Raw genomic sequence first — 22,262 nt, 5'->3', positions numbered from 1 at the left:
TTGATCACCGTCTGCACGTCCTTGCCCAGGCGCGGACCCGCGGCGCGGGCATTGACCACCAGCTCGAACCGGCCGTGCGAGTCCACGTCGGTGGTCAGGTCCACCTTCTTGACGTTGACCTCGTCGGCCACGATGTCGGCGAACGGCGCCAGCCGCTCGGCGTCGGCCGCCGCGATGGTGACCTCGGCCAGCGGCAGCCGCACCCGCAGGTTCTGCGCCTTCCGCAGGCTCAGCACCGTCGAGCACACCACGCGCACCTCGTCCATGGCGGCGACCAGCTCCGGATCGTCCGGCAGTTCACCCTCCTTCGGCCAGTCGGCCAGGTGCACCGAGTCGCCGCCGGTCAGCCCACGCCAGATCACCTCGGTGATCAGCGGCAGCAACGGCGCCGCCAGCCGGGAGACCACCTCGAGCACCGTGTGCAGAGTGTCCACCGCGTCGCGGTCCTCGCTCCAGAACCGCGACCGCGAGCGCCGCACGTACCAGTTGGTCAGCGCGTCGGCGAACGAGCGCAGTTCCTCGCACGCGCCCGCGATGTCGTAGGTCTCCAGCGCCGCGGTGATGACGTCCCTGGTTCGCGCCAGCTTCGCCAGGATGTAGCGATCGAGCACATGCGGCGAATCCGTGCGCCACACCCCCGGCTTCGTGGCGTACAGCTGCAGGAAGGTCCACGCGTTCCACAGCGGTCGCAGCGCGTGGCTCACTCCTTCGCGGATGCCGCGCTCGGTGACGATGAGGTTGCCGCCGCGCAGGATCGGCGAGCTCATCAGGAACCAGCGCATCGCGTCCGAGCCGTCCCGGTCGAACACCTCGTTGACGTCCGGGTAGTTGCCCTTGGACTTGCTCATCTTCAGGCCGTCGTCACCGAGCACGATGCCGTGCGCGGCAACGGTCTTGAACGCCGGGGAATCGAACAGCGCCGTCGACAGCACGTGCAACGTGTAGAACCAGCCGCGGGTCTGCCCGTTGTACTCGACGATGAAATCGCCCGGGAAGTGGCTGTCGAACCACTCCTTGTTCTCGAACGGATAGTGCACCTGGGCATACGGCATCGAGCCGGATTCGAACCAGCAGTCCAGTACCTCCGGCACCCGGCGCATGGTCGACTTGCCGGTCGGGTCGTCGGGATTCGGCCGGGTGAGCTCATCGATCATCGGGCGGTGCAGATCGGCCGGGCGCACACCGAAGTCGCGCTCCAGCTCGTCCAGCGAGCCGTACACGTCGACGCGCGGATAGGCCGGATCGTCGGACACCCACACCGGGATCGGGCTGCCCCAGTAGCGGTTGCGGCTGATGTTCCAGTCCCGCGCGCCTTCCAGCCACTTGCCGAACTGGCCGTCGCGGATGTGCTCGGGCACCCAGGTGATCTGCCTGTTCAGCTCGACCATCCGCGCACGGAACTTGGTGACCGCGACGAACCAGGACGGCACGGCCATGTAGATCAGCGGCTGTCCGGAGCGCCAGCTGTGCGGATAGGAGTGCTCGATCGTCTCGTGCCGCAACAGCTTCCCGGCCGCCTTGAGATCCTTGATGATCACCGGATTGGCGTCGAACACCATCAGGCCCTCGTACGGCGGGACCATCGAGGTGAACTTGCCGCCCGCGTCCAGCGGCTGCACCAGCTCGATGCCGTGCGCGGTGGCGACGTCCATGTCCTCCTCACCGAAGGCGGGCGCCAGATGCACGATCCCGGTGCCGGAGTCGGTGGTCACGTAGTCGGCGTTGAGCACACGGTGCGCGTTGGGGTGGCCGACGAAGAAGTCGAACGGTGGCGCGTAGGACAGTCCGGCCAGCCCGGCGCCGTCGAACTCGCCGAGCACCTGCGGGTCCTCGCCGAACTCCCGCGCGTAGTGCGAAACACGTTCGGCCGCGAGCAGGTAACGCTTGCCGTCGGCCGCGCGCAGGTGCACATAGCGGACGTCGGGGTGCACCGCGATCGCCAGGTTCGACGGCAGCGTCCACGGCGTCGTGGTCCAGATCAGCGCGTTGGCGCCGTCGAGTTCGTGCAGCGGATGCTCCGCGGGCACGCGCAACGCCATGTCGACGGTGACCGCCGGATCCTGACGCATCTTGTACGCGTCGTCGAGGCGGGTTTCCTGATTCGACAACGGCGTCTGCTCATACCAGCTGTAGGGCAGCACCCGGAAGCCCTGATAGATCAGTCCTTTGTCGTACAGCGACTTGAACGCCCACATCACCGACTCCATGAAGTCGGTGTCCAGCGTCTTGTAGTCGTTGTCGAAGTCGACCCAGCGCGCCTGGCGTGTCACGTAGTCGCGCCATTCCCCGGTGTAGCGCAGCACCGACGATTTACAGGCCGCGTTGAATTCCGCGAGGCCCATCGCATCGATCTGTGATTTGTCCGTGATACCGAGCTGCTTTTCGGCTTCGATTTCCGCGGGCAATCCGTGGCAGTCCCAACCGAATCGCCGATCGACCCGCTTGCCGCGCATGGTCTGGAAACGCGGAACGAGGTCCTTGACGTATCCGGTGAGCAAATGTCCGTAATGCGGCAGACCGTTGGCAAAGGGCGGTCCGTCGTAGAAGACGAATTCCGCTGCGCCGGAACGGTTTTCGATGCTCGCGCGGAAGGTGTCGGCGGCCGCCCATGCGTCGAGCACGCGGCGCTCCATCTCGGGGAACGACGCCCCGTTGCCGACGCTCAGGTCGACGCGCGGGTACGCGCTGTTGCTGGAAGTGTGGTCCGCCATGGCGGATGCGTCTCCTCGTGCCGTATTCGTTGGCACGGGGACGATCACGGCGCCCGGTGCGCCGAAACCGCGGTACCACCCCGCTTGTCCGGCGTGGCGAACACCGGACCTCTCGTTCACGAGCTGTGACGGGCTCACCCGTTCGGTTCTACTGAGCGGCCGCCCCGCAGGCCGTGCCGCCGTTCTTCCGAAGGCTCCCCGGTGATAGCCGGATCGACGCCGTATTCATGTTTGATTCTAGCCGTAGCGGTCAACTCATTTGATGAGGCGGGTCAGCGCTGGGCCGGCGCGGACGCCTTCACCGTTTGGCATGACGACCGGGAGGCGGCGGAGCATCACCATCCGGACTCCGCATGGACAAGGCGCTCACCAGCAAGAGCATCGCACCGATGACGCACACCACGATGCAGCCCCACGCCCAGATCACCGACCCGGTCGTAAGCGCGGCCACGAGCAGGGCGAAGCCGATCGCGGCAAGGACGAGTGTCAAGACGAGCATGGTGACCCCCAAGGCATGCCGGGCGGCTCGACAGTTCCTCTAACGGTATGCGAACTGCTGTGCTGGGGCGAGGCGCGTTACTTACCGCCCTTGGCGAAGGAGGCCGGTGCCAGGTTGTTCGCCGTGTTGGCATCCGCGAAGGCTTCGCCGCCGTCGACCGGAACGGCCGAGCCACGGTTCTCCAGCTCCTCGAGCTGCGACTCCAGGTACGACTTCAACCGCACCCGGTACTCCCGCTCGAACGTCTTGAGCTGCTCGATCCGGCTCTCCAGCACGCTGCGCTGCTGGGTGATGGTCGCCATGATCTCGGTGTGCTTGCGCTCGGCGTCGGCCTGCAGCGCGTCGGCCTTCTCCTTGGCCTGGCGCAGCTGGCTGTCCGAGCGGGTCTGCGCGTCCGACAGCATCGCGTCCGACTTCTGGCGGGCGTCGGCGATCATGGCCTCCGACCGCGTCCTGGCATCTCCGACCAGTCGCTCGGAATTCGCCCGAGCGTTCGACAGCAAACTCTCCGCTTCCGCCTTGGCGTCGCTGGTCAGCCGATCCGCCATCTCCTGGGCGAGGCTGAGCACCTTGGCCGCCTGCAGGTTCGCGTCCGCACCGGGCGCGTCCTTGGCCACCGGCGCGGCCGGCATCGGGGCGGGCGGCGCGGCGGGAACCGGGGGCTTGATCGGTTCCGGCTGCGGCGGCGGAGCCTGCGGGACCGGCGGTTTCGCGGCGTTCACCACGCCGGGACCGCGGTTCTTCTTGGCATCGGCCAGCTCCGCGTCGAGTTCGGCGACCCGCTGGCGCAGATCCGCGTTCTCCTCGATCAGACGCGACAGCTCCTGCTCGACGAGATCCAGGAACGCGTCGACTTCATCCTCGTTGTAGCCGCGCTTCCCGATCGGCGGTTTGCTGAACGCGACGTTGTGCACATCGGCTGGGGTCAGCGGCATGGAAGGATCCCTTCACGCGTCTTTTGGAGATCTAGCAGATCTAGCAAGCTGTCTTCTCGGCCCATTCTGTCACACCGGAGCTACCGGTTGCCCGAGCCTGCCCACGATCGACATCAGGATGAAGACGATGAAAAGCAGGACCATAATCGACAGATCCAGGCGAATTCCGCCCAGCGACACAGGGGGTATCAACCGCCTCAGCAGTTTCACCGGGGGGTCGGTGATCGTGAAGATCACCTCCAAGACGACGACCACGACACCGGTAGGACGCCAGTCTCGGGCAAAGCTACGGATGAACTCGACGATCACCCGGCTGATCAGCAACAGCCAGAAGATGAACAGTACGAAGTACAGCACCGCGAACAAGGCCACGACTTCACTCTGCCGTAAAAATCGCTTCGCGCAAAATGACCGCGCCGCACAACCTGCGTGCGGTCTGCTCCACCCCCCAGATCACGAGCTTATTTCTGGTTGTAGAAGCCGGTTTCCGCGATGCGCCTGCGTTCTTCCGCTGATACGTCGACATCCGCCGGTGAGAGCAGGAACACTTTCGTCGCGACCTTGTCGAACGACCCGCGCAGCGCGAAGGCCAGACCCGCAGCGAAGTCGACCAACCGCTTGGCGTCGGCGTTGCTCAGATCCACCAGGTCCATGATCACCGGGTTGCCCTCACGGAAGCGCTCGCCGATGATCCGAGCCTCGCTGTAGTCGCGCGGGCGCAGCGTCGTGATCTTGGACAAGGGGCCTCCGTCCTCGAAGATCCCGGGCCGCCGCACGGGGGCGGGCTCGGGACGCACGCGCTCCTCCAGCCTGCGCTCCTCGGCGTCGGGATCGACGGCGAGCGCGCCACGGGTGGCGCCGCGCAGCGGCGGCGCGGTTCCGCCCGCCCGGAACCGGCCCGACGGGGCGGACTCGATCCGGGTGGGACGCCGGGGCGCGTCATAGCGATCGTCGCCGTAGGGCTCGTCGCCGTAGTCGTCGCGCCGAGACACCGAGTAACCCGGCTTGTACGGCGACTTGTAGGCGGGCTCGGGGTAGTCGACGTCGTCGAAACGGCCCGCGCCGTATCGATCCTCGCCGTAGCGATCGACGTAGCCGTCGCGGTCGGTGTAGTCACGGGGCCGGGGCCGGCGAGCACCGCGCTCGTCCACGCCTCGGGGGGCGCGATCGTCGACGTAGTCGTCTTCGTAATCCTCGAGCGGAACCATGCCGAAGTACGCCTTGAACTTGTGCAGCGTGCTCATTGGTCGACCTTCCTTCGGCCCCGGTGGCGGCCGGGTGTTGAAGTCTTGCTCAGCCCTCTTCAGTTGCCAGCATATGTGTCGAATGTGACTGATGAGGTTTCTTTGCTAGCCCGAGGTTATCGGTCGCATACCCATCAAGGCGGTACCGACACGCACAACCGTCGAACCGTGTTCGATCGCGGATTCCAGATCGCCCGACATTCCCGCGGAAAGCTCCGTCGCGTCCGGATGAACGGCGAGCAACAACGTGTGCAACATCGCAAGTCGTGCAAATGCGGCATCAGACTCCACCCCCAACGGCGGAATGGCCATCAGACCCGACAAACGTAATCCCGAAGCGTTCGCAATCCGTTCGGCGAGCACGGGAAGATCGTCGGCCGCGACACCCCCGCGCGCCGGGTCGTCGTCCAGGCTCACCTGGAGCAACACCCGGACCGGTTCGGTACGCTCCCCCGCCTCCAGCGCGGCCACCGCACCGGCATCGAGAGCGGTTGCCAGACGTTCGCTGTCCACTGAGTGAACGGTGTGCGCCCACCGGGCCACGCTGCGTGCCTTGTTCCGCTGCAACCGCCCGATCATGTGCCAGCGGATGTCGGTGAGGCCTTCCTCACGCAGGGCCGACACCTTGGCGGCGGCTTCCTGCTCACGCGACTCGCCGAACTCGCGCCGGCCGAGCCGGTGCAGGGTCGCCACATCGGAGGCGGGGAAGAATTTCGTCACCGGCAGCAGCCGCACCGCATCGGGCGCCCGGCCCGCCGCCCGGCAAGCCGCGTCGATGCGGGCGAGCAGACCGGCCAGGTTCTCCGACAGTTCGGCGGTACGGGCGGCGAGCGAGCCGTCCACCGCGATCCCCGTTTCGGCGCTCATCCCCGCACCTCGCCCAGCTCCCGGATCGCGCCCCCGCTCATGCGGCGGCCTCCATCCAGATCACGCCGCCGATCCGGCCGGTCGGCGCACCACGGCGATGACTGAACAGGGTGTGGTCCTCGATGGTGCAGCGCGGGTCGACCGCGATTCCGGCGACACCTGCCTCGGTGAGCTGGCGGGAAATGCCCGCGCGCAGGTCGAGGCCGGGCGTGCCGCGGACGGTGGTGGTCGCGCTGCCGGGCAGGCGCGCTTCGACGTCGGCGCGCATCGCGGCGGGAACCTCGTACTGCCGGCCGGAGGCGGCGGGCCCGAGGAACGCCCCGACCCGGTCCAGGCGAGCACCGACCGACACCATCGCCTCCAGTACGCGCGGCACGATGCCGATGCGGGCGCCGATCCGCCCGGCGTGCACGGCGGCGATCACGCCCGCCTCGTCGTCGGACAGCAGGAGGGGTACGCAATCGGCGGTGAGCACGACCAGCGCGAGGCCGGGCACCGTGGTCACGAGCGCGTCGGTGGCGGGGACCGGCTCGGCGCGCGGGCCGTCGACGATCTCCACGTTGCGGCCGTGGATCTGTTCCATCCAGACCAGCCGCTCGGGCGTCAGGCCGATGCCATCGGCCAGCCGGTCGCGGTTGCGCCGCACCGCCGCCGGATCGTCGCCGACGTGGTCGCCGAGATTGAACGAGTCGTAGGGTGGCGCCGAGTAGCCTCCGGACCTGGTCGTGGTGACCCGTCGGACAGTGATGGTCGGCGCGATAGTCATGGCCACGAGCCTAATGGCGCTCGGCGAAGGCCGTCGAAATGCCCAGGTAGGGGCGAAATCTTCCCCCGATAGATCGCGCAGGGCCGCCTCCCGGCCTGCGCTTCCCCCTGAAATTGCTTGTCGGTCGTCGTACTTCGCCGACACCACCCCCGTGTCCCCTCGCGCGTCCCGGCACCGGCCGGGATCGCTCTTTCAGCTCGGTCCCGGCCTGCGCCGGAACCTCGTTCCCGCGCTAGCCCCTCCGCATGAACGAAGGCACGTCCACGTCATCGTCATCGTCGCCGGCATCAGGCGGCGTGATGTGCGAGCGCGAGTTGCTCGTCGCCGTCGGCTCGGCCAGGGTGCGCGCCCGCTCGGTGTCGCGGTAGCTCGGCACCGCGCCGCGGCCGGCCGTACTCGCACCGGACGTGCTCGTTGTGCTGTCGCTGCCGCGCGCCGTGATCTCACTGGTGCGGCTCTGCCCGATCTCGCCCGAGCGCGCCGTGCCGATGGTGCTGCGGCCCGGGGTCTCGAAGGTGCGCCGGGCGGGCCCGCCACCGTCGAAGCCTGCCGCGATCACGGTGACCCGGACCTCGTCTCCGAGCGAATCATCGATGACCGTACCGAAGATGATGTTGGCCTCGATGTGCGCGGCCTCCTGCACGAGCGACGCCGCCTCGTTGATCTCGAACAGTCCGAGATCGGACCCGCCCGCGATCGACAGCAGCACGCCGTGCGCACCGTCCATGGACGCTTCCAGCAGCGGCGAATTGATGGCGGACTCGGCCGCTTTCACCGAGCGGCCCTCGCCGCGTGCCGAACCGATACCCATCAGCGCGCTGCCCGCCCCGGACATCACGCTCTTGACGTCGGCGAAGTCGACGTTGATCAGACCGGGGGTGGTGATCAGGTCGGTGATGCCCTGCACACCGTTGAGCAGCACCTCGTCCGCGGAACGGAACGCGTCCATCAGGCTCACCGCCGCATCACCGAGCTGGAGCAGCCGGTCGTTCGGGATGACGATCAGCGTGTCGCACGACTCGCGCAGCAGGTTGATGCCGACCTCGGCCTGGTTCCCGCGCCGCTTGCCCTCGAAGGAGAACGGACGGGTGACCACGCCGATGGTCAGCGCGCCGAGCTTGCGCGCGATCTGCGCGACCACCGGGGCGCCGCCGGTACCGGTGCCGCCGCCCTCACCCGCCGTCACGAAGACCATGTCGGCGCCCTTGAGCACCTCTTCGATCTCGTCCTTGTGGTCCTCGGCGGCCTTGCGCCCGACCTCGGGGTCCGCGCCGGCTCCCAGCCCGCGGGTCAGCTCGCGGCCGACGTCGAGTTTGACGTCGGCATCACTCATCAGCAGCGCTTGGGCGTCGGTGTTGACCGCGATGAACTCGACACCTTTGAGTCCCTGCTCGATCATCCGGTTGACGGCATTCACACCGCCGCCGCCGATACCGACGACCTTGATCACCGCAAGGTAGTTGTGCGGGGGCGTCATGGGCTCTCGCCTTCCTTCGATCTAAAGCCTGTCGTTTTCGGATGCTCGGCACTCCGCCTCGGCCCGTTCCGCGGGTGGAGTCGCTGCGAAGAAGCGAACCGCGGTTGGGCAAACCCTAAAGCTCAACCATAGGGTTAGCGTTATGTCAAGTATCCGACTGGTGCGGAACGCTATTCGCAGCCGACGCGATACGCGCGCAGGCGCGCCGAGACGAGAGCGAGAATCTTGCCTGATCCCGCTCGTCTCGCCGCTCCACACGTCGTATGGTGAACGGTTGCCCCCCGGCCCTGTGCTCGGCGCCGGAACAGCTCCCGGACCGCCGAATATTCCCTGGGCGCAATGGGTGTGGATCACTTTACCGTGACCAGATTGGGACTCGAAACATCGAACACCGTTCCGGGGCGCGTCAACAACGGCAACACGACCGCCGACTTCCGTTCCGCGTCGTTGGTCCCGCCCCAGAGTACCGTGCGCCCGTCCTTCAGATTCAGCGAAATATCCGAAATGGACCGTGCGGCAACCTCGCTCACCTGAACGGCCAGCGCAGGCGGCACGATGGCGAGTATCGAGACCGCCGCCCTGGTCAACGGATCGGCGTCGCCGGGGTGCTCGGTGATCAACTTCGGCACGCCGATCGGCGTCGGCTCGACCGCGAATTCCACACCGTCGGCATCGAGCAGATGCGCGCCTTGCGGGCTGTCGTAGAACAACACCGCGGTGCGCTCGACGACCGTCACCCGGACGGTGGACGGAAATACGCGCTGCACCCGCGCCGTGCGCACCTTCGGAATGCTCGCCACCCGCCGCGCGACCGGGGTGGTATCGATCCGCAGCATCGAACGTCCGGACGGAATTTCGAGCACATCCCGCACCTGTTGTTCGGAAACCGCCACCGCCCCCTCGATCCGCACCGTCCGCACCGAGAGCACCGGGGTGAACCAGGCGACGGCACAAACCACTGCAAGGACGCACACGGCCAGCAATCCCCACAGGCGAACTCGGCGCCAGTCGATCGCGCCGAACCGATCACCCGCGCGGCGCCCGGCCGCGCGCGCCGAACCGACCCCGCGCACGCCTGGTCACCGACCGTGCTGGGGCCGCGCCCGTAGTCCGTCGAGAATCTGACTGCCCAGCATCGTCACGTCGCCCGCGCCCATGGTGATCACCACATCGCCCGGCAACGCCAAACCGGCGACCTGGCGGCCGACCCGCGACATATCGGGCTGGTAGTGCACCGGTTTCGTCACCGACTGGGCCACCAGCGCTCCGTTCACGCCGGGCAGCGGCTTCTCCCGCGCGCCGTAGACGTCGAGCACGACGACCTCGTCGGCCAGGCTGAGCGCGGCGCCGAAATCCTGCGCGAAGGTCGCGGTCCGGCTGTAGAGGTGCGGCTGGAAGACCACGATCACCCGGCCCTGCCTGGACCGGGCGCCGTCGCGGGCCTCCTGCTGGACCAGTTCGGCCGCGGCGCCGAGCACGGCCCGCACCTCGGTCGGGTGATGAGCGTAGTCGTCGAAGACCCGCACGCCGTTCTCCCGTCCGGCGAACTGGAACCGGCGGTGCACGCCACCGAACCCCTCCAGGCCCTGGATGACCTCACCCACCTCGGCGCCGGTGGCGTGAGCGGCGAGCAGGGCGCCGAGCGCGTTGAGCGCCATGTGCCTGCCCGGCACCGACAGGCGCAGGGTGCGCGGCGCGGCCTCGTCGGCGAGCTGGAACTGCACGAGCCCGCCGACGTCGCGCGGCTCCCAGCTGTGCAGCCGCGCGCCCACCGGCACCGGCGCGTCCGCGAGGTCTCCCGAGCCGTAACCGATGACCCGGACGTTCCGCTCGGCCAAGCGCCCGGCGACTCGCTCGGCCAGCGCCCGCGAGCCCGGATCGTCCAGGCACACCACCAGCAGGCCGCCCGCGGCGAGCCGGTCGGCGAAGTCGTCGAAGACCTGCACGTAGGCCTCGTCGGAGCCGAAGAAATCCAGGTGGTCGGACTCGATGTTGGTGACCACGGCGACGTCCGGGTCGTACTGCAGCAGCGAGCCGTCGCTCTCGTCGGCCTCGGCCACGAAGATGTCGCCGGTGCCGTGGTGGGCATTGGTGCCCGCCTCGTTCAGCTCCCCGCCCACCGCGAACGACGGGTCCGACCCGCAGTGCTGCAGCGACACGATGAGCATCGAGGTGGTGGAGGTCTTGCCGTGCGTGCCGGAGACGAGCAGGGTGCGATGGCCCTGCATCAGCGACGCCAGCACCGTCGGGCGCAGCAGCACCGGGATGCCGCGCCGGTTGGCCTCGACCAGTTCCGGATTGGTCTTCGGGATGGCCGCGTATGTGGTGACCACCGCGGTCGGACCGCCCGGGAGCAGATCCAAGGCGCCGGCGTCGTGCCCGATCCGCACCTGCGCGCCGCGAGCGCGCAGCGCCAGCACGCCCCGGCTCTCCTTGGCGTCCGACCCCGACACCGCGCCGCCGCGAGCGAGCAGGATTCGCGCGATGCCGGACATTCCGGCCCCGCCGATGCCGACCATGTGCACGCGTTCCAGCTCCGGGGGCAGCGCGGTCCGTTCGGTATCGGTGTCCGGCGTCGCCCGGTCGGCGGTGGTGTCGCTCATCGGCGCGCCACCTCCACCGCGATCCGCGCCACTTCGTCGGCGGCGTCGCGGTGCCCGGCGCCTGCGGCGGCCCGGCCCATCTCGGTCAGCCGTGCGGGGTCCATGAGCAGCGGAATCACCTCATCGATCACGTACTTCGGCGTCAACTCGGAATCGGGGACAATTCTGCCACCCCCCTGGCGCACCACCGGCCGTGCGTTGAGTTCCTGCTCCCCGTTGCCGTGCGGCAGCGGCACGTAGAACGCGGGCAGCCCGACCGCGGAGACCTCCGCGACGGTCATCGCGCCCGATCGGCAGACCACCGCGTCGACGGCGGCGTAGGCGAGGTCCATCCTGGACAGGTACGGCACGGCCACGTAGCGAGCGCCATCCGGACCGCCCGCGGCGGAGTCGTCCAGCTCGAGGGCGTTCTTGGGGCCGTGCGCGTGCAGCACCGAGATGCCCGCGGCGGCGAGCTGGGGTGCGGCGCCCGACACCGCCTCGTTCAGGGTCCGTGCGCCCTGCGAACCGCCGAAGACCAGCAGCACCGGTCCTTCCTGCGGCAGGCCGAAGTGCGCCCGCGCCTCGGCGCGCAGCGCCGCGCGGTCCAGGCCGGTGATCGAGGCGCGCACGGGAATGCCCACCACTCGGGCGTTCGCCAGCCCGGAGTCCGGTACCGCGGCGAGCACCCGCGCCGCGCGACGGGCGCCGACCTTGTTCGCGATGCCCGCCTTGGCGTTCGCCTCGTGCACCACCACCGGAACCGGGCGCCTGCGCCGCAGGACGCCCGCGCCCGCGGCGAGATATGCCGGAAGCGCCACGTACCCGCCGAAACCGATGATCACGTCGGCCTCCACCGAATCGATGATCGCTCGGGTCGCGGCCACCGAGGCCCGCACCCGACCGGGCAACCGCAGCAGGTCGACAGTGGGTTTGCGTGGCAACGGGACCGGTGGGATGAGCTCGAGGGGATAGCCGCGTTCGGGGACCAAGCGAGTCTCCAGACCGCGTTCGGTGCCCAGCGCCGTCACCCGGATCGAATCGTCGAGCCGCCGCAACGCGTCCGCCACCGCCAGTGCCGGTTCGATGTGGCCCGCCGTGCCGCCGCCCGCGACGATTACCGAGATCACCTAGATCTTCCCCGTTCTCTTGCGTGATTGACCGGATAGCTGGGTTCCCAAGCCCTGGTGGCGCGCGCCGAACTGGTACCGCGGCTCTCCGGCGAGCGGCGCCGCGGCGGTTCCGCACCGGACCGCCCGCGCCTGCCCGGCGGCAGCGCCGACGGTCCGCGATCGGCCGGCCGGGGCGCACGGCCGCGGCGGGCCGCGCTCGCCCGAGCCGGTGCGTACACCTCGGGTTTGGGCAACCGCAACAGCCTACTGAAACGACCGTCCTGTCCGGCGTGCAGCGCCGCCACCGCCTCCGGTTCGTGTCGGGCGGCATTGGCGATGAGGCCGAACATGAACAGTGTGATGGCCAACGACGAGCCGCCCGCGGAGACCAACGGTAACTGTAGGCCGGTGACCGGGAGCAGGCCGACCACATAGCCGATGTTGATCAGCGCCTGCGAAGTGATCCAGGTCGTCGCGGTCGCGGTGAGCAAGCGCAGGAACGGATCCACCGAGCGGGTCGCGATGCGCAGACCGGTGTAGACGAACAGCGCGAACAGGCCGAGCACCAGCGCACAGCCGAGGTAGCCGAGTTCCTCTCCGATGATCGCGAAGATGAAGTCGTTGTGCGAGTTGGGCAGATAATTCCACTTGGCGCGGCTCTGTCCGAGTCCACGCCCCCAGATGCCGCCGTCCGCCAGCGAGTACAGCGCCTGCCGGGCCTGGTAGTTGATGCCCTGCGGATCATCGACAGGGTTGAAGAACGCCCTCATTCGATCGGAGCGATACCCGGCCGACAGCGCGAGCACGCCTGCCGCGATTACGCCGGACAGCGCGATCGTCACGAACAAGCGCACCGGCAGGCCGCCGAACCACAGCAACGCCGCGAGCACGAGACCCAGTGCGATCGTGGTGGACAGGTTCGGTTGCAGTACGACGAGCAGACACACCAGAAGACCGGCGGGGACGAGCGGAACCAGGATGTCCTTGAGGCTCGCGTGCTCGGCGCGGCGGGAGGCGAGCAAGTGCGCGCCCCACACCACGAGTGTCACCTTCACGACCTCGGAGGGCTGCACCGATACCGGCCCGAGCACCAGCCAGCGCCGCGCGCCCTGCACCTCCGAACCGATGCCGGGTATCAGCACCAGCAGCAGCGCGAGCACGGAGAGCGCGAACAGCGGGAACGACCACTGCCGCAGCCTGCGCAACGGGATGCGCAGCGCCAGATAAAACAGCACGGTGCCGACGGCGGCGAACATGGCCTGCTGGATGAACAGCGAGTAGGCCGAACCACCGTCGGCGTACGCTTCGACGCTCGAGGCCGACAGCACCATCACCAGCCCGAGCACGGTGAGCAGCGTGGCGATGGTGACCACCAGATGGAACGACGCGAGCGGCCGCGCCAGCCAGGCCCAGAACCGAGGGACCGCCTCACGCTTACGCCGCGCCGATTCCGTCATAGCCGCCGCCCGATGTCACCGTCTTCCAGAGCGTGCACCGCCGCGGCGAAGCTGCGGCCGCGGTGCGTGTAGTTGGCGAACATGTCCAGGGACGCAGCGGCGGGAGCCAGCAGCACGGTGTCGCCGCGGCGGGCGAAACCGGCGGCCGCTCGTACGGCCCGCGCCATGACGGCGTCGGCCGCGGCGGTTCTCGACGCTTCGTCACCCATCCCTGCATCGTCTCCCGAGACCAGCTCGACGACGGGGACCTCGGGTGCGTGTCGGGCCAGCGCGGCCGCGAGCACCGGCGCGTCGGCGCCGATCAGCACCGCCGCGACCAGCCGGTCGGCGACCTCCTCGACCAGGTCCTCGACGTGCGCGCCCTTGAGCTGGCCGCCTGCCACCCAGACGACCTGCGGATGGGCCAGGATCGATGAGCGCGCGGCATGCGGATTGGTGGCCTTGGAGTCGTCGACGAAGTCGACACCGGCCAGCTCGCGCACGAACGCGGCGCGGTGCGGGCCGACCTTGTGTTCGATCAAGCCCTCCCGCACGAACTGCGGAGCGACGTCGATCGCCCTGGTCAGCGCGGACGCGGCCAGTGCGTCGGCGACGCCTGCGGGTCCGGGCGGGCTGATGTCACCGACTTCGGCCAGGATCGCGGCCTTGGTGAACGCGCGGTCGAGCAGCTTGCCGTCCACCACGCCGAGCTCGCCGTCGGCAGGTACCCCGACCCGGAAACCCACGGTCCGGCGGGCCTTTGACTTGCGGGCGAGTGCGGCCGCGACCGGATCGTCCAGACCGACCACGCCGACCCGGCCGACCAGCGCCCTGGCCTTGGCCGCGGCGTAGGCGTCCAGGCCGCCGTGCCAATCCAGGTGGTCCTCGGCCACGTTGAGGACGACGCCCGCCTCCGGGCGCACCGACGGCGCCCAGTGCAGCTGGAACGACGACAGCTCCACCGCGAGTACCTGTGGACCGGGGTTGCGGCGCAACGCGTCGAGGATGGGCAGGCCGATGTTGCCGCAGGCGACACTGGCGATTCCGGCGGCGCGCAGGATCGCGTGGGTCATCTGGGTCGTGGTGGTCTTGCCGTTGGTGCCGGTGATCACCAGCCACTTGCGCACCGGACCGTAGATCCTGGCCTGATCCACCCACCAGGCGAACTCCACATCGCCCCACACCGGTGTGCCCTCGGCCACCGCCGATGCCAGCACCGGCGAGTCCGGCCGCCAGCCCGGGCTGGTGATCACCAGCGCGAACCGACTCCAGTCGGCGTTCTCCAGCTCCGCGCCGGTGGCCACGTCCAGTCCGAGTTCCGCGGCCTCGGCCAGGGCAGCGGCGCCGCCGTCGGTGACCACCGGACGCGCGCCGATGTCGCGCAGCGGTTCGACCAGCGAGCGTCCCGACACACCCCAGCCGGCCACCAGAACGTCGCGGCCGCGCAGGAATTCGAGCATGGGGCCTGGTGAGCGCAGAGCCCGCGGAGAATGTTCGACCATCTCGTTCACCCGACCGCGGAGAGGTATTCGCTGTAGAACAGCCCGAGCCCGACGGCGGAGGCCATCGCGGCCAGCAGCCAGAACCTGATGATCACCGTCGTCTCGGCCCATTTGCTGAGCTCGAAGTGGTGGTGGAACGGCGCCATCTTGAACAACCGGTTGCGCGTGGTGCGGAAGACCGCGACCTGCAACACCACCGACGCCGTCTCGGCGACGAACAGCGCGCCGATGACGATCATCAGCAGCTCGGTCCGGGTGGTGATGGACAGCCCGGCCAGCAGGCCACCCAGCGCCAGCGAACCGGTATCGCCCATGAAGATCTTGGCGGGGGCGGCGTTCCACCACAGGAACCCGACGCATGCCGCCGCGCCCGCGGCGCAGACCAGGGCGAGATCCAGCGGGTCGCGCACGTTGTAACAACCGGCCTCGGGCTTGGTTTCGCAGGCGTGGTAGTACTGCCAGAACGTGATGATCACGTATCCGCCCAGCACCAGGCTCATCGATCCGGCGGCCAGCCCGTCGAGTCCGTCGGTGAGGTTCACCGCGTTGGACCAGGCGACGACCACGAAGCAGACGAACACCAGGAACACGACCACGCCCATGGTCACCGTGCTGATGTCGCGCACATAGGACAGGTGCTTGCTGGCGGGAGTCAGCCCGCTCGCGCCACGGAACTGCAAGGCGAGAAAGCCGAAGATCACGGCCGCCGACAGCTGGCCGAGATACTTGCCCGCCGCGGTCAGGCCCAGGTTGCGTTGTTTGCGGATCTTGATGAAGTCGTCGACGAAACCCACCGCGCCCAATGCCGTGGCCAGGCCGAGCACCAGCAACGCCGACGCCGACGGCCCGTCGGCGTCATAGCCGATGCCGATCAGGTGGGACCCGAGGTAGCCGGCCCACATGCCGACCAGGATGGCGACCCCGCCCATGGTGGGTGTGCCGCGCTTGGCCTGGTGGCTGGCGGGACCGTCGACCCGGATCTCCTGCCCGAACCCCTGCTTGGCGAACAACCGGATCAGCAATGGCGTCAGCAGGATCGAGACCGTCAGCGCGATCGCCGCGGCGAAGAGAATCTGTCTCATCCTGCTGCCTCCGTGTCCTGCCCCACCCGGGTGTCCGCCGCGCCGCCGCGTGCGAGCACGGCGTCCGGGTCGGTCAGATGCTCGGCGACCTCCCAGAGGCCGACCGACTTCGATGCCTTGACCAGCACCACGTCACCGGGGGCGAGGTCCTTGTCCAGCAGTGCGATCGCCGCCTCGATGTCCGGTACGAGAATCGATTCCTCGCCCCACGACCCTTCCATCACCGCCCCTTGGTGCAGCGCGCCGGCAGGCCTTCCGGTGCCGACCACGACCACGCGACTGACGTCCAAGCGCACCGCGAGCCGTCCGATGGCGTCGTGCTCGATGACGGATTCCGCCCCGAGCTCGGCCATCTCGCCGAGCACCGCCCAGCTGCGCCGGGGCTTCTGGCCCGCGCGCGCCATGCTCACCAGCGCTTTGAGCGCGGCGCGGACCGAGTCGGGGTTGGCGTTGTAGGAGTCGTTGACGACGGTGATCCCATCCGTGGTGGTGCGCACGTCCATCCGGCGGGCGGACGCGGCGCGTGCGCCGGACAACGCCGCCGTGACGGTCTCGAGGTCGGCGCCGCATGCCAGCGCGACGGCGATCGCCGACAGCGCGTTGCCCACTTGGTGCTCACCGTGCACGGCAAGTCGCACCGGGGCACTGCCCTCGGGGGTGTGCACCGTGAACGCGGCCCTGGCCTGGTCGTCGAGCTGGATGTCGGTGGCCCGAATCTCGGCGTTCGCGGCCTGCCCGACCGAAACCACCCGCGCCGACGTGCGCGCGGCCATCGCGGCGACCTGCGGATCGTCGGCGTTCAGCACGGCGAGCCCGGTCGGCGGCAGCGCCTCGACCAGCTCGCCCTTGGTCTTCGCGATGGCCTCGCGACTGCCGAACTCGCCGAGATGCGCGGTGCCGACGTTGAGCACCACGCCGATGCTCGGCGGCGCCACCTCGGCCAGCGCGGCGATGTGCCCCGGCCCGCGCGCGGACAGCTCCAGCACCAGGAAACGGGTGTCCGCGTCGGCGCGCAGTGCGGTCCACGGGTGACCGAGCTCGTTGTTGAACGAACCGGGCGGAGCCACCACCGTGCCCAGCGGCGCCAGCACAGCGGCCAGCAGGTCCTTGGTGGAGGTCTTGCCGGACGAGCCGGTCACGCCGACGACGGTGAGGCCGCCGTCCGCGGCCAGGCGCGACACGCTGGCGCGGGCCAGTGCGGCCAGCGCGGTCAGCACGGCGGCGCCGGAACCGTCCGAGTCATGGCTCAAGGCAACCGAACTCGACGGTACGGCGCCCCGGCTCGGGGTGACCACGATGGCGGGCACGCCCACCGGCCGCGCCGCCAGCACCGCCACCGCGCCCGCGGCGATCGCCGCGTCCGCGTAGTCGTGACCGTCGGAACGCTCGCCCGGCAACGCCAGGAACAGATCGCCGGAACAGATTCGGCGCGAATCGAATTCGACCGAGCCGGTTACACGCACCTCCGGGTCTGCGACGTCGTGCAGCGTGCCGCCGACGACCTCCGCGATCTCCCGCAGTGTCATCTCGATCATGAAACCGTCAAGTCCTCCGCGTGGTTGCCTTGCGGACAACGTCTTTCCAATGCGGCCGCGAGTACGTCGCGGTCGTCGAACGGGTGCTTCACGCCCTGGATCTCCTGCCCTGCCTCATGTCCCTTGCCCGCGATCAGCACCACATCACCGGGGCGCGCCCACTCCACCGCGGCCGCGATCGCTTCCGCCCGGTCACCGATCTCACGCACTTCGCCGCGTTCGGTCTCCGGGACCTCCAGCGCACCGGAGCCCACGGCGGCGCGGATGGCCGCCGGGTCCTCGGTGCGCGGGTTGTCGTCGGTGATGATCAGCAGGTCGGCGCCCCGTGCGCCCGCGGCGCCCATCAGCGGCCGCTTCGCCGCGTCCCGGTCGCCGCCCGCGCCGATTACCACCGCGAGCCGTCCCGCGGTGTCGGCCGCGAGATGTCCACGCAGTGTGGCGATCACGGACTCCAGCGCCGCGGGCTTGTGCGCGTAGTCGACGATCGCCAGGAAGTCCTGCCCGCGCTCCACCCGTTGCATCCGGCCGGGCACGTCCACCGTCGCCAACGCGGGCGCGGCGATCGACGGCTCGACGCCCGCCGCGGCGCAGACCGCCACCGCGAGCAGGCCGTTGGCGACGTTGTAGTGGCCGGGAAGCCGCAGGCGCACAGCGATTTCCCCGTGCGGACCGGCCGCGGTGAAGTCTTGTTCGCCGCCGTGCGCCGACACCGCGCCGGTGACGCTCCACGCGGCGGTCCGGGTGGTCGACACGGTGACGGGGTCCGGCAGACCGGCGGCCAGTCGCCTGCCCCACTCGTCATCGACGCAGACCACGGCGGTGCGTGCGGCGACCGGCGAATCCGGTTCGAACAGCTTGCGTTTGGCGGCGAAGTAGTCGTCGAAATCGGCGTGGAAGTCGAGGTGGTCCTGGGACAGGTTGGTGAACGCGCCGACCGCGAAACGCACCCCGTCCACCCGGCCCAGGGTCAGCGCGTGGCTGGACACCTCCATCACCACCGCGTCCACGCCCTGCTCGACCATCAACGCGAACATCGCGTGCAGCTGCGGCGCCTCGGGCGTGGTCAGGGCGCTCGGCACCCGCCTGCCGCCGATCCTGGTCTCGATGGTGCCGATCAGCGCGGTGGACAGCCCGGCGGCGGCCAAGCCCGCCTCCACCAGATAGGCGGTCGTGGTCTTGCCGGAGGTTCCGGTGATCCCGACGATGCGCAATCGCTCGGACGGATTGCCGTAGATCGTCGCCGACAGCTCGCCGAGCACGGCCCGCGGGTTCTCCCGCACCAGCACCGGCACCGGCAGCGGGCCGGCCAGCTGGGCGCCCGCCGCGTCGGTCAGCACCGCGACCGCGCCCTTGGCGACCGCGGCCGCCGCGAAACGGGCGCCGTGCGCGCGGGCGCCGGGCAGCGCGGCGAACAGGTCGCCGGGGAGCACGGCGTCGGACCGCTGCTCGATGCCGGTGACCGACACGCCGCGCACGGCCGATTCGGGGCTCGTCGCGGCCCCGATGACGGCGGCCAGCGACGCCAGCGGCGTCGACGGCGAATGCTCTGGCCGCAATGCGCGCGGTTGACCGGACTGCACAGAAACCAGGCTCCTTTCGGGGGCATCGATCGACGTGTCAGGTTACCGGCGACCGGTCACGGCGGGACCATGCGCCCCATCGCAAGGGCGGGGAGGTCGCCCCCGCACCCTACGGGTTCGCCTACCCGGCCGAGACCGCGCCACGCGGCACTCGGACACCGCCGGGCGGAGCCTCGCCGCACACGCCCGCCTCGCGCCGGGCCAGGGGGCCGGATCACCCAGCCTGCAGGACGAATTGCCTGGACGGCTGCGGGGACGGCGGTACGCGGTCGCGCTGCAGCGCCCACGAGGCGATGTTGTGGAACAGCGGAGCGACCGAACCGCCACCGGAGCCGTCGGAACTGCGGACGGGCGCGTCGAGCATGAGTCCGATCACGTACCGCGGATTGTCCGCCGGGACCATGCCCGCGAAGGTGATCCAGAACGACGACGTGGAGTAGCACCGGCAATTCCGGTCCACCTTCTGCGCGGTGCCGGTCTTGCCCGCCACCTGGTAGCCCGTGATGGCCGCGGGCCACCCGGTGCCGTTCTGGTTGGCGTTCATCGGGTCGCGCTGCACCACCGCCTGGAACATCGTCCGCAGCGTGGCGGCGGTCTGCTTGCTCACCACCCGCACGCCGTCCGGCTGGGTCTCCTCGGTGCGTGTGCCGTCCGGCGCGATCTTCGCTCGGACGATCCTGGGCGGAATGCGGACGCCGTCGTTGGCGATCGCCTGGTACATGCCCGCCATCTGCAGCGTGGTCATCGAAAGACCTTGCCCGATCGGGAGATTCGCGAAGGTGCCGCCGGACCACTGGTCACGGTCGGGCATCAGGCCCGCGCTCTCTCCCGGCAGGCCGATGCCCGTGCGCTGCCCGAGCCCGAACCGGTGCGCCATGTCGGCGAAGCGGTCCTCGCCAACTCGCTGCGCGAGCATGAGCGTGCCCACGTTGGACGACCTGCCGAAAATGCCCGTGGTCGTATAGGGCTCGACGCCGTGCGTCCACGCGTCGTGCACGGTGACACCCGCCATCTGGATCGCGCCGGGTACCTGGTGCACCTCGTCCGGATCGGTCAGGCCGTACTCGACGGCGGCGGCCGCCGTGACGATCTTGTTCACCGAGCCGGGTTCGAACACGTCCGTGACCGACGGGTTGCTCAGGTCGGTGTCGGCCCACTTCTGCGGCCCCAGGTCCGGGTTGAAGGTGTTGTCGTTGGCCATGGCCAGGACCTGCCCGGTCTTGGCGTCCAGGACGACCGCGGAGGCAGAGCCCGCACCCGACATGTCCTTGGCCTGCTGCACCTGTTGTTGCACGTAGTACTGCAGATCCGAGTCCAGGGTGAGTTCGACGGCCGACCCGTTGACCGCGGGCTGTTCGTCCCGCCAGCTGCCGGGGATGACCGCGCCGTCGGAACCGCGATCGTAGGTGTAGGAACCGTCGGTACCGGCCAGCACCGAGTCCAGCGACGACTCGAGCCCGACCGTGCCGTGGCCGTCCCATCCGGTGGCGCCGATGACGTTCGCCGCCAGCGAGCCGCCGGGGTGCACCCGGGGGCTCTGATGATCGGAGCCGACCTGGGGGAACTTCTCGATGATCTCGCTCGCGATCCTCGGGTCCACGTTGCGCGCCAAGTACACGAACGACTCTTCGCTGCGCAGCTTCGCCAACAGGTCCGCTTCCGACGGCGCGTCCTTCACTTTTTCGTGGATGGTGCGCGCGATGTCGCGCAGCCGCTGGTCCGGGTCGGGCGCGTTGTCGTTCTCGGCCTTGGCGTCGGCCAGTTCCTGGCGAACCCGGACCGGTTGAAAGGTCAAGGCTTTCGCGGAGACGGTGAAGGCCAGCGACTTGCCGTTGCGGTCGGTGATCGGCCCACGGGTGGCCGGGTCCAGTTGATGGGTGGTGCGCTGGCTGGCCGCCTGCGCCGACAATCCGGGCGCCGCGACGCTCTGCACCCACAGCAATTGCAGCGCGACCACGGCGAGCGCGACGAGCATGACCACCCGGCCGACGCCGAGGCGTAACCGGAGCGGACCGTCCGAGACGGTGGCGGCGGACTGGCGCGGCCTGCCCGCGGCGCGGGGGGCGGACGGCCCGCGCCGCGGGCGCGGCGCAGGCCTGGGGTGCGTCACTGCGGCACTCCGCCGGGTGCCGTCTCAGGCTGCGCCGCGTCGGCTCGCGGCACCGTTTCCGCAGGTGGCTGGGGCGCCTCGGCCGGTGGCGCGGGCAGCGCCGAAGGCGGCGGGACGACTGCCGCGGGCGGTGTCGGGACCGGGCTTCCCGGAGCGGGCGCCGCGTTCACCTGCGGGTTCTGCGATACGGTGTTCGGCCTGCCCGGGACCGCAGCACCGGGCGTGGTGGTGACGGGCACCACCCGCTCGCCCCACGGCCGCGCCGAAGGCGAGGCGTTCAGCGGGGGCACGGGAGTGCCCTGGGCCGGAGTGGGCTTACCGATCACCGTGACCGAGCCGTCCGGGCCGACCAGCAGGCGGGCCGGGTCCTTGGCCGGGATCATGCCGAGTTCGCGTGCTCGCGCGGCCAGTTCCGGCGCCGAATCGGCGGCCTCCACCTCCCGCTGCAGCGCGGCGCGCTCGTCGGCCAGCCGCCGGTTCGTCGCCCGCGCGTCGCCGAGCTGATAGCTGTCCTCCGCGGCGCGCGTGGTCAGCAGCAAGGTGAGCGCGAGACCGCAACCGAGCAGGGCGATGATGGCCGTGACGAACGGAATGCGCGCGGCCATCGCCGAGCGCCGCACAGTGGGCAGAAAGGCGGTGTCCGAACCGCTTTCGGCACGCAGGCGCCGCCGCGCGTAGGCGCGCTGCGCCGCGCCCGACTTCACCCGTTCGGCATCCTGGACCCGTCGGGCGACCCGGCCCGGCGCTTCGACGGTCCGCGTCCGCACGCTCATCGATTCCCCTCCTCTGTCCTCCCGGGACGCCGCACAAGCACAGCGCGATGC

18 protein-coding genes are annotated in these 22,262 nt (G+C 69.7%); all 18 read right to left on the bottom strand.

The window, feature by feature from the left end; translation table 11 throughout:
• Positions 1-2,711: isoleucine--tRNA ligase (ileS, locus tag ON19_RS09965; RefSeq protein WP_043689328.1), on the bottom strand; the 2,711-nt coding region annotated here is incomplete at its 3' end.
• A gap of 298 nt (positions 2,712-3,009) precedes the next feature.
• Entirely contained in the window at positions 3,010-3,210 is a 201-nt protein-coding gene (locus ON19_RS40085) for a hypothetical protein (RefSeq protein ID WP_083899262.1), read from the bottom strand.
• Between the two features lie 77 nt (positions 3,211-3,287).
• Complete coding sequence (wag31, locus tag ON19_RS09955) at positions 3,288-4,145, bottom strand: DivIVA-like cell division protein Wag31 (RefSeq protein WP_043689324.1); 858 nt, start codon at positions 4,143-4,145, stop codon at positions 3,288-3,290.
• A 69-nt stretch (positions 4,146-4,214) separates the two neighbouring features.
• Positions 4,215-4,517 (bottom strand): YggT family protein, encoded by a 303-nt coding sequence (locus ON19_RS09950; protein WP_039797136.1) that lies wholly within the window; start codon positions 4,515-4,517, stop codon positions 4,215-4,217.
• A gap of 89 nt (positions 4,518-4,606) precedes the next feature.
• Positions 4,607-5,389 (bottom strand): cell division protein SepF, encoded by a 783-nt coding sequence (locus tag ON19_RS09945; RefSeq protein ID WP_043689321.1) that lies wholly within the window; start codon positions 5,387-5,389, stop codon positions 4,607-4,609.
• Between the two features lie 105 nt (positions 5,390-5,494).
• Positions 5,495-6,256 (bottom strand): YggS family pyridoxal phosphate-dependent enzyme, encoded by a 762-nt coding sequence (locus tag ON19_RS09940; RefSeq protein ID WP_051168694.1) that lies wholly within the window; start codon positions 6,254-6,256, stop codon positions 5,495-5,497.
• 37 nt (positions 6,257-6,293) lie between these two features.
• A complete protein-coding gene (pgeF, locus tag ON19_RS09935; RefSeq protein ID WP_083899259.1) occupies positions 6,294-7,022 on the bottom strand; it encodes a peptidoglycan editing factor PgeF in 729 nt (242 codons plus the stop codon).
• A 232-nt stretch (positions 7,023-7,254) separates the two neighbouring features.
• Entirely contained in the window at positions 7,255-8,499 is a 1,245-nt protein-coding gene (ftsZ, locus tag ON19_RS09930; RefSeq protein ID WP_043689317.1) for a cell division protein FtsZ, read from the bottom strand.
• Positions 8,500-8,849: 350 nt separating this feature from the next.
• A complete protein-coding gene (locus tag ON19_RS09925; RefSeq protein ID WP_372478703.1) occupies positions 8,850-9,572 on the bottom strand; it encodes a cell division protein FtsQ/DivIB in 723 nt (240 codons plus the stop codon).
• Positions 9,573-9,578: 6 nt separating this feature from the next.
• Positions 9,579-11,102, bottom strand: a complete 1,524-nt coding sequence (gene murC / locus ON19_RS09920; RefSeq protein ID WP_051168693.1) for a UDP-N-acetylmuramate--L-alanine ligase — start codon at positions 11,100-11,102, stop codon at positions 9,579-9,581.
• Entirely contained in the window at positions 11,099-12,211 is a 1,113-nt protein-coding gene (murG, locus tag ON19_RS09915; protein ID WP_043689315.1) for an undecaprenyldiphospho-muramoylpentapeptide beta-N-acetylglucosaminyltransferase, read from the bottom strand. The genes murC and murG overlap by 4 nt, the downstream gene beginning before the upstream one ends.
• The gene (ftsW, locus tag ON19_RS09910; protein WP_043689313.1) at positions 12,208-13,650 is read right to left on the bottom strand and encodes a putative lipid II flippase FtsW; all 1,443 of its coding nucleotides are present in this window, start codon (positions 13,648-13,650) and stop codon (positions 12,208-12,210) included. Before ftsW ends, murG begins: the two co-directional genes overlap by 4 nt.
• Positions 13,647-15,089 carry a UDP-N-acetylmuramoyl-L-alanine--D-glutamate ligase gene (gene murD / locus ON19_RS09905; protein ID WP_043689311.1) on the bottom strand — a complete coding sequence of 481 codons (1,443 nt, stop codon included), beginning with the start codon at positions 15,087-15,089 and terminating at the stop codon, positions 13,647-13,649. Before murD ends, ftsW begins: the two co-directional genes overlap by 4 nt.
• A gap of 47 nt (positions 15,090-15,136) precedes the next feature.
• Positions 15,137-16,213, bottom strand: coding sequence for a phospho-N-acetylmuramoyl-pentapeptide-transferase (gene mraY / locus ON19_RS09900; RefSeq protein ID WP_043689308.1), 1,077 nt, complete (start codon positions 16,211-16,213; stop codon positions 15,137-15,139).
• Positions 16,210-17,748 carry a UDP-N-acetylmuramoyl-tripeptide--D-alanyl-D-alanine ligase gene (locus ON19_RS09895; protein ID WP_043689307.1) on the bottom strand — a complete coding sequence of 513 codons (1,539 nt, stop codon included), beginning with the start codon at positions 17,746-17,748 and terminating at the stop codon, positions 16,210-16,212. The genes mraY and ON19_RS09895 overlap by 4 nt, the downstream gene beginning before the upstream one ends.
• Complete coding sequence (locus ON19_RS09890) at positions 17,745-19,328, bottom strand: UDP-N-acetylmuramoyl-L-alanyl-D-glutamate--2,6-diaminopimelate ligase (protein ID WP_051168692.1); 1,584 nt, start codon at positions 19,326-19,328, stop codon at positions 17,745-17,747. Before ON19_RS09890 ends, ON19_RS09895 begins: the two co-directional genes overlap by 4 nt.
• 214 nt (positions 19,329-19,542) lie before the next feature.
• A complete protein-coding gene (locus ON19_RS09885) occupies positions 19,543-21,438 on the bottom strand; it encodes a peptidoglycan D,D-transpeptidase FtsI family protein (protein WP_051168691.1) in 1,896 nt (631 codons plus the stop codon).
• Positions 21,435-22,211: a cell division protein FtsL gene (gene ftsL, locus ON19_RS09880; protein WP_227954922.1), complete on the bottom strand. Its 777-nt coding sequence runs from the start codon at positions 22,209-22,211 to the stop codon at positions 21,435-21,437. Before ftsL ends, ON19_RS09885 begins: the two co-directional genes overlap by 4 nt.
• Positions 22,212-22,262: the final 51 nt, after the last annotated feature.

Origin of the sequence: Nocardia abscessus NBRC 100374 (assembly GCF_000308455.1) — a bacterium.
GTDB classification, from domain to species: domain Bacteria; phylum Actinomycetota; class Actinomycetes; order Mycobacteriales; family Mycobacteriaceae; genus Nocardia; species Nocardia abscessus.
This window is presented reverse-complemented; position numbering and strand designations above follow the sequence as displayed.

Coding starts and splice junctions, on each gene's coding strand:
- ftsZ (WP_043689317.1), bottom strand. CDS start 8,499: ATGACGCCCCCGCACAACTACCTTGCGGTGATCAAGGTCGTCGGTATC.
- ON19_RS09945 (WP_043689321.1), bottom strand. CDS start 5,389: ATGAGCACGCTGCACAAGTTCAAGGCGTACTTCGGCATGGTTCCGCTC.
- ON19_RS09940 (WP_051168694.1), bottom strand. CDS start 6,256: ATGAGCGCCGAAACGGGGATCGCGGTGGACGGCTCGCTCGCCGCCCGT.
- mraY (WP_043689308.1), bottom strand. CDS start 16,213: ATGAGACAGATTCTCTTCGCCGCGGCGATCGCGCTGACGGTCTCGATC.
- murD (WP_043689311.1), bottom strand. CDS start 15,089: ATGCTCGAATTCCTGCGCGGCCGCGACGTTCTGGTGGCCGGCTGGGGT.
- ON19_RS09895 (WP_043689307.1), bottom strand. CDS start 17,748: ATGATCGAGATGACACTGCGGGAGATCGCGGAGGTCGTCGGCGGCACG.
- ON19_RS40085 (WP_083899262.1), bottom strand. CDS start 3,210: ATGCTCGTCTTGACACTCGTCCTTGCCGCGATCGGCTTCGCCCTGCTC.
- ftsW (WP_043689313.1), bottom strand. CDS start 13,650: ATGACGGAATCGGCGCGGCGTAAGCGTGAGGCGGTCCCTCGGTTCTGG.
- wag31 (WP_043689324.1), bottom strand. CDS start 4,145: ATGCCGCTGACCCCAGCCGATGTGCACAACGTCGCGTTCAGCAAACCG.
- ftsL (WP_227954922.1), bottom strand. CDS start 22,211: ATGAGCGTGCGGACGCGGACCGTCGAAGCGCCGGGCCGGGTCGCCCGA.
- murC (WP_051168693.1), bottom strand. CDS start 11,102: ATGAGCGACACCACCGCCGACCGGGCGACGCCGGACACCGATACCGAA.
- pgeF (WP_083899259.1), bottom strand. CDS start 7,022: ATGACTATCGCGCCGACCATCACTGTCCGACGGGTCACCACGACCAGG.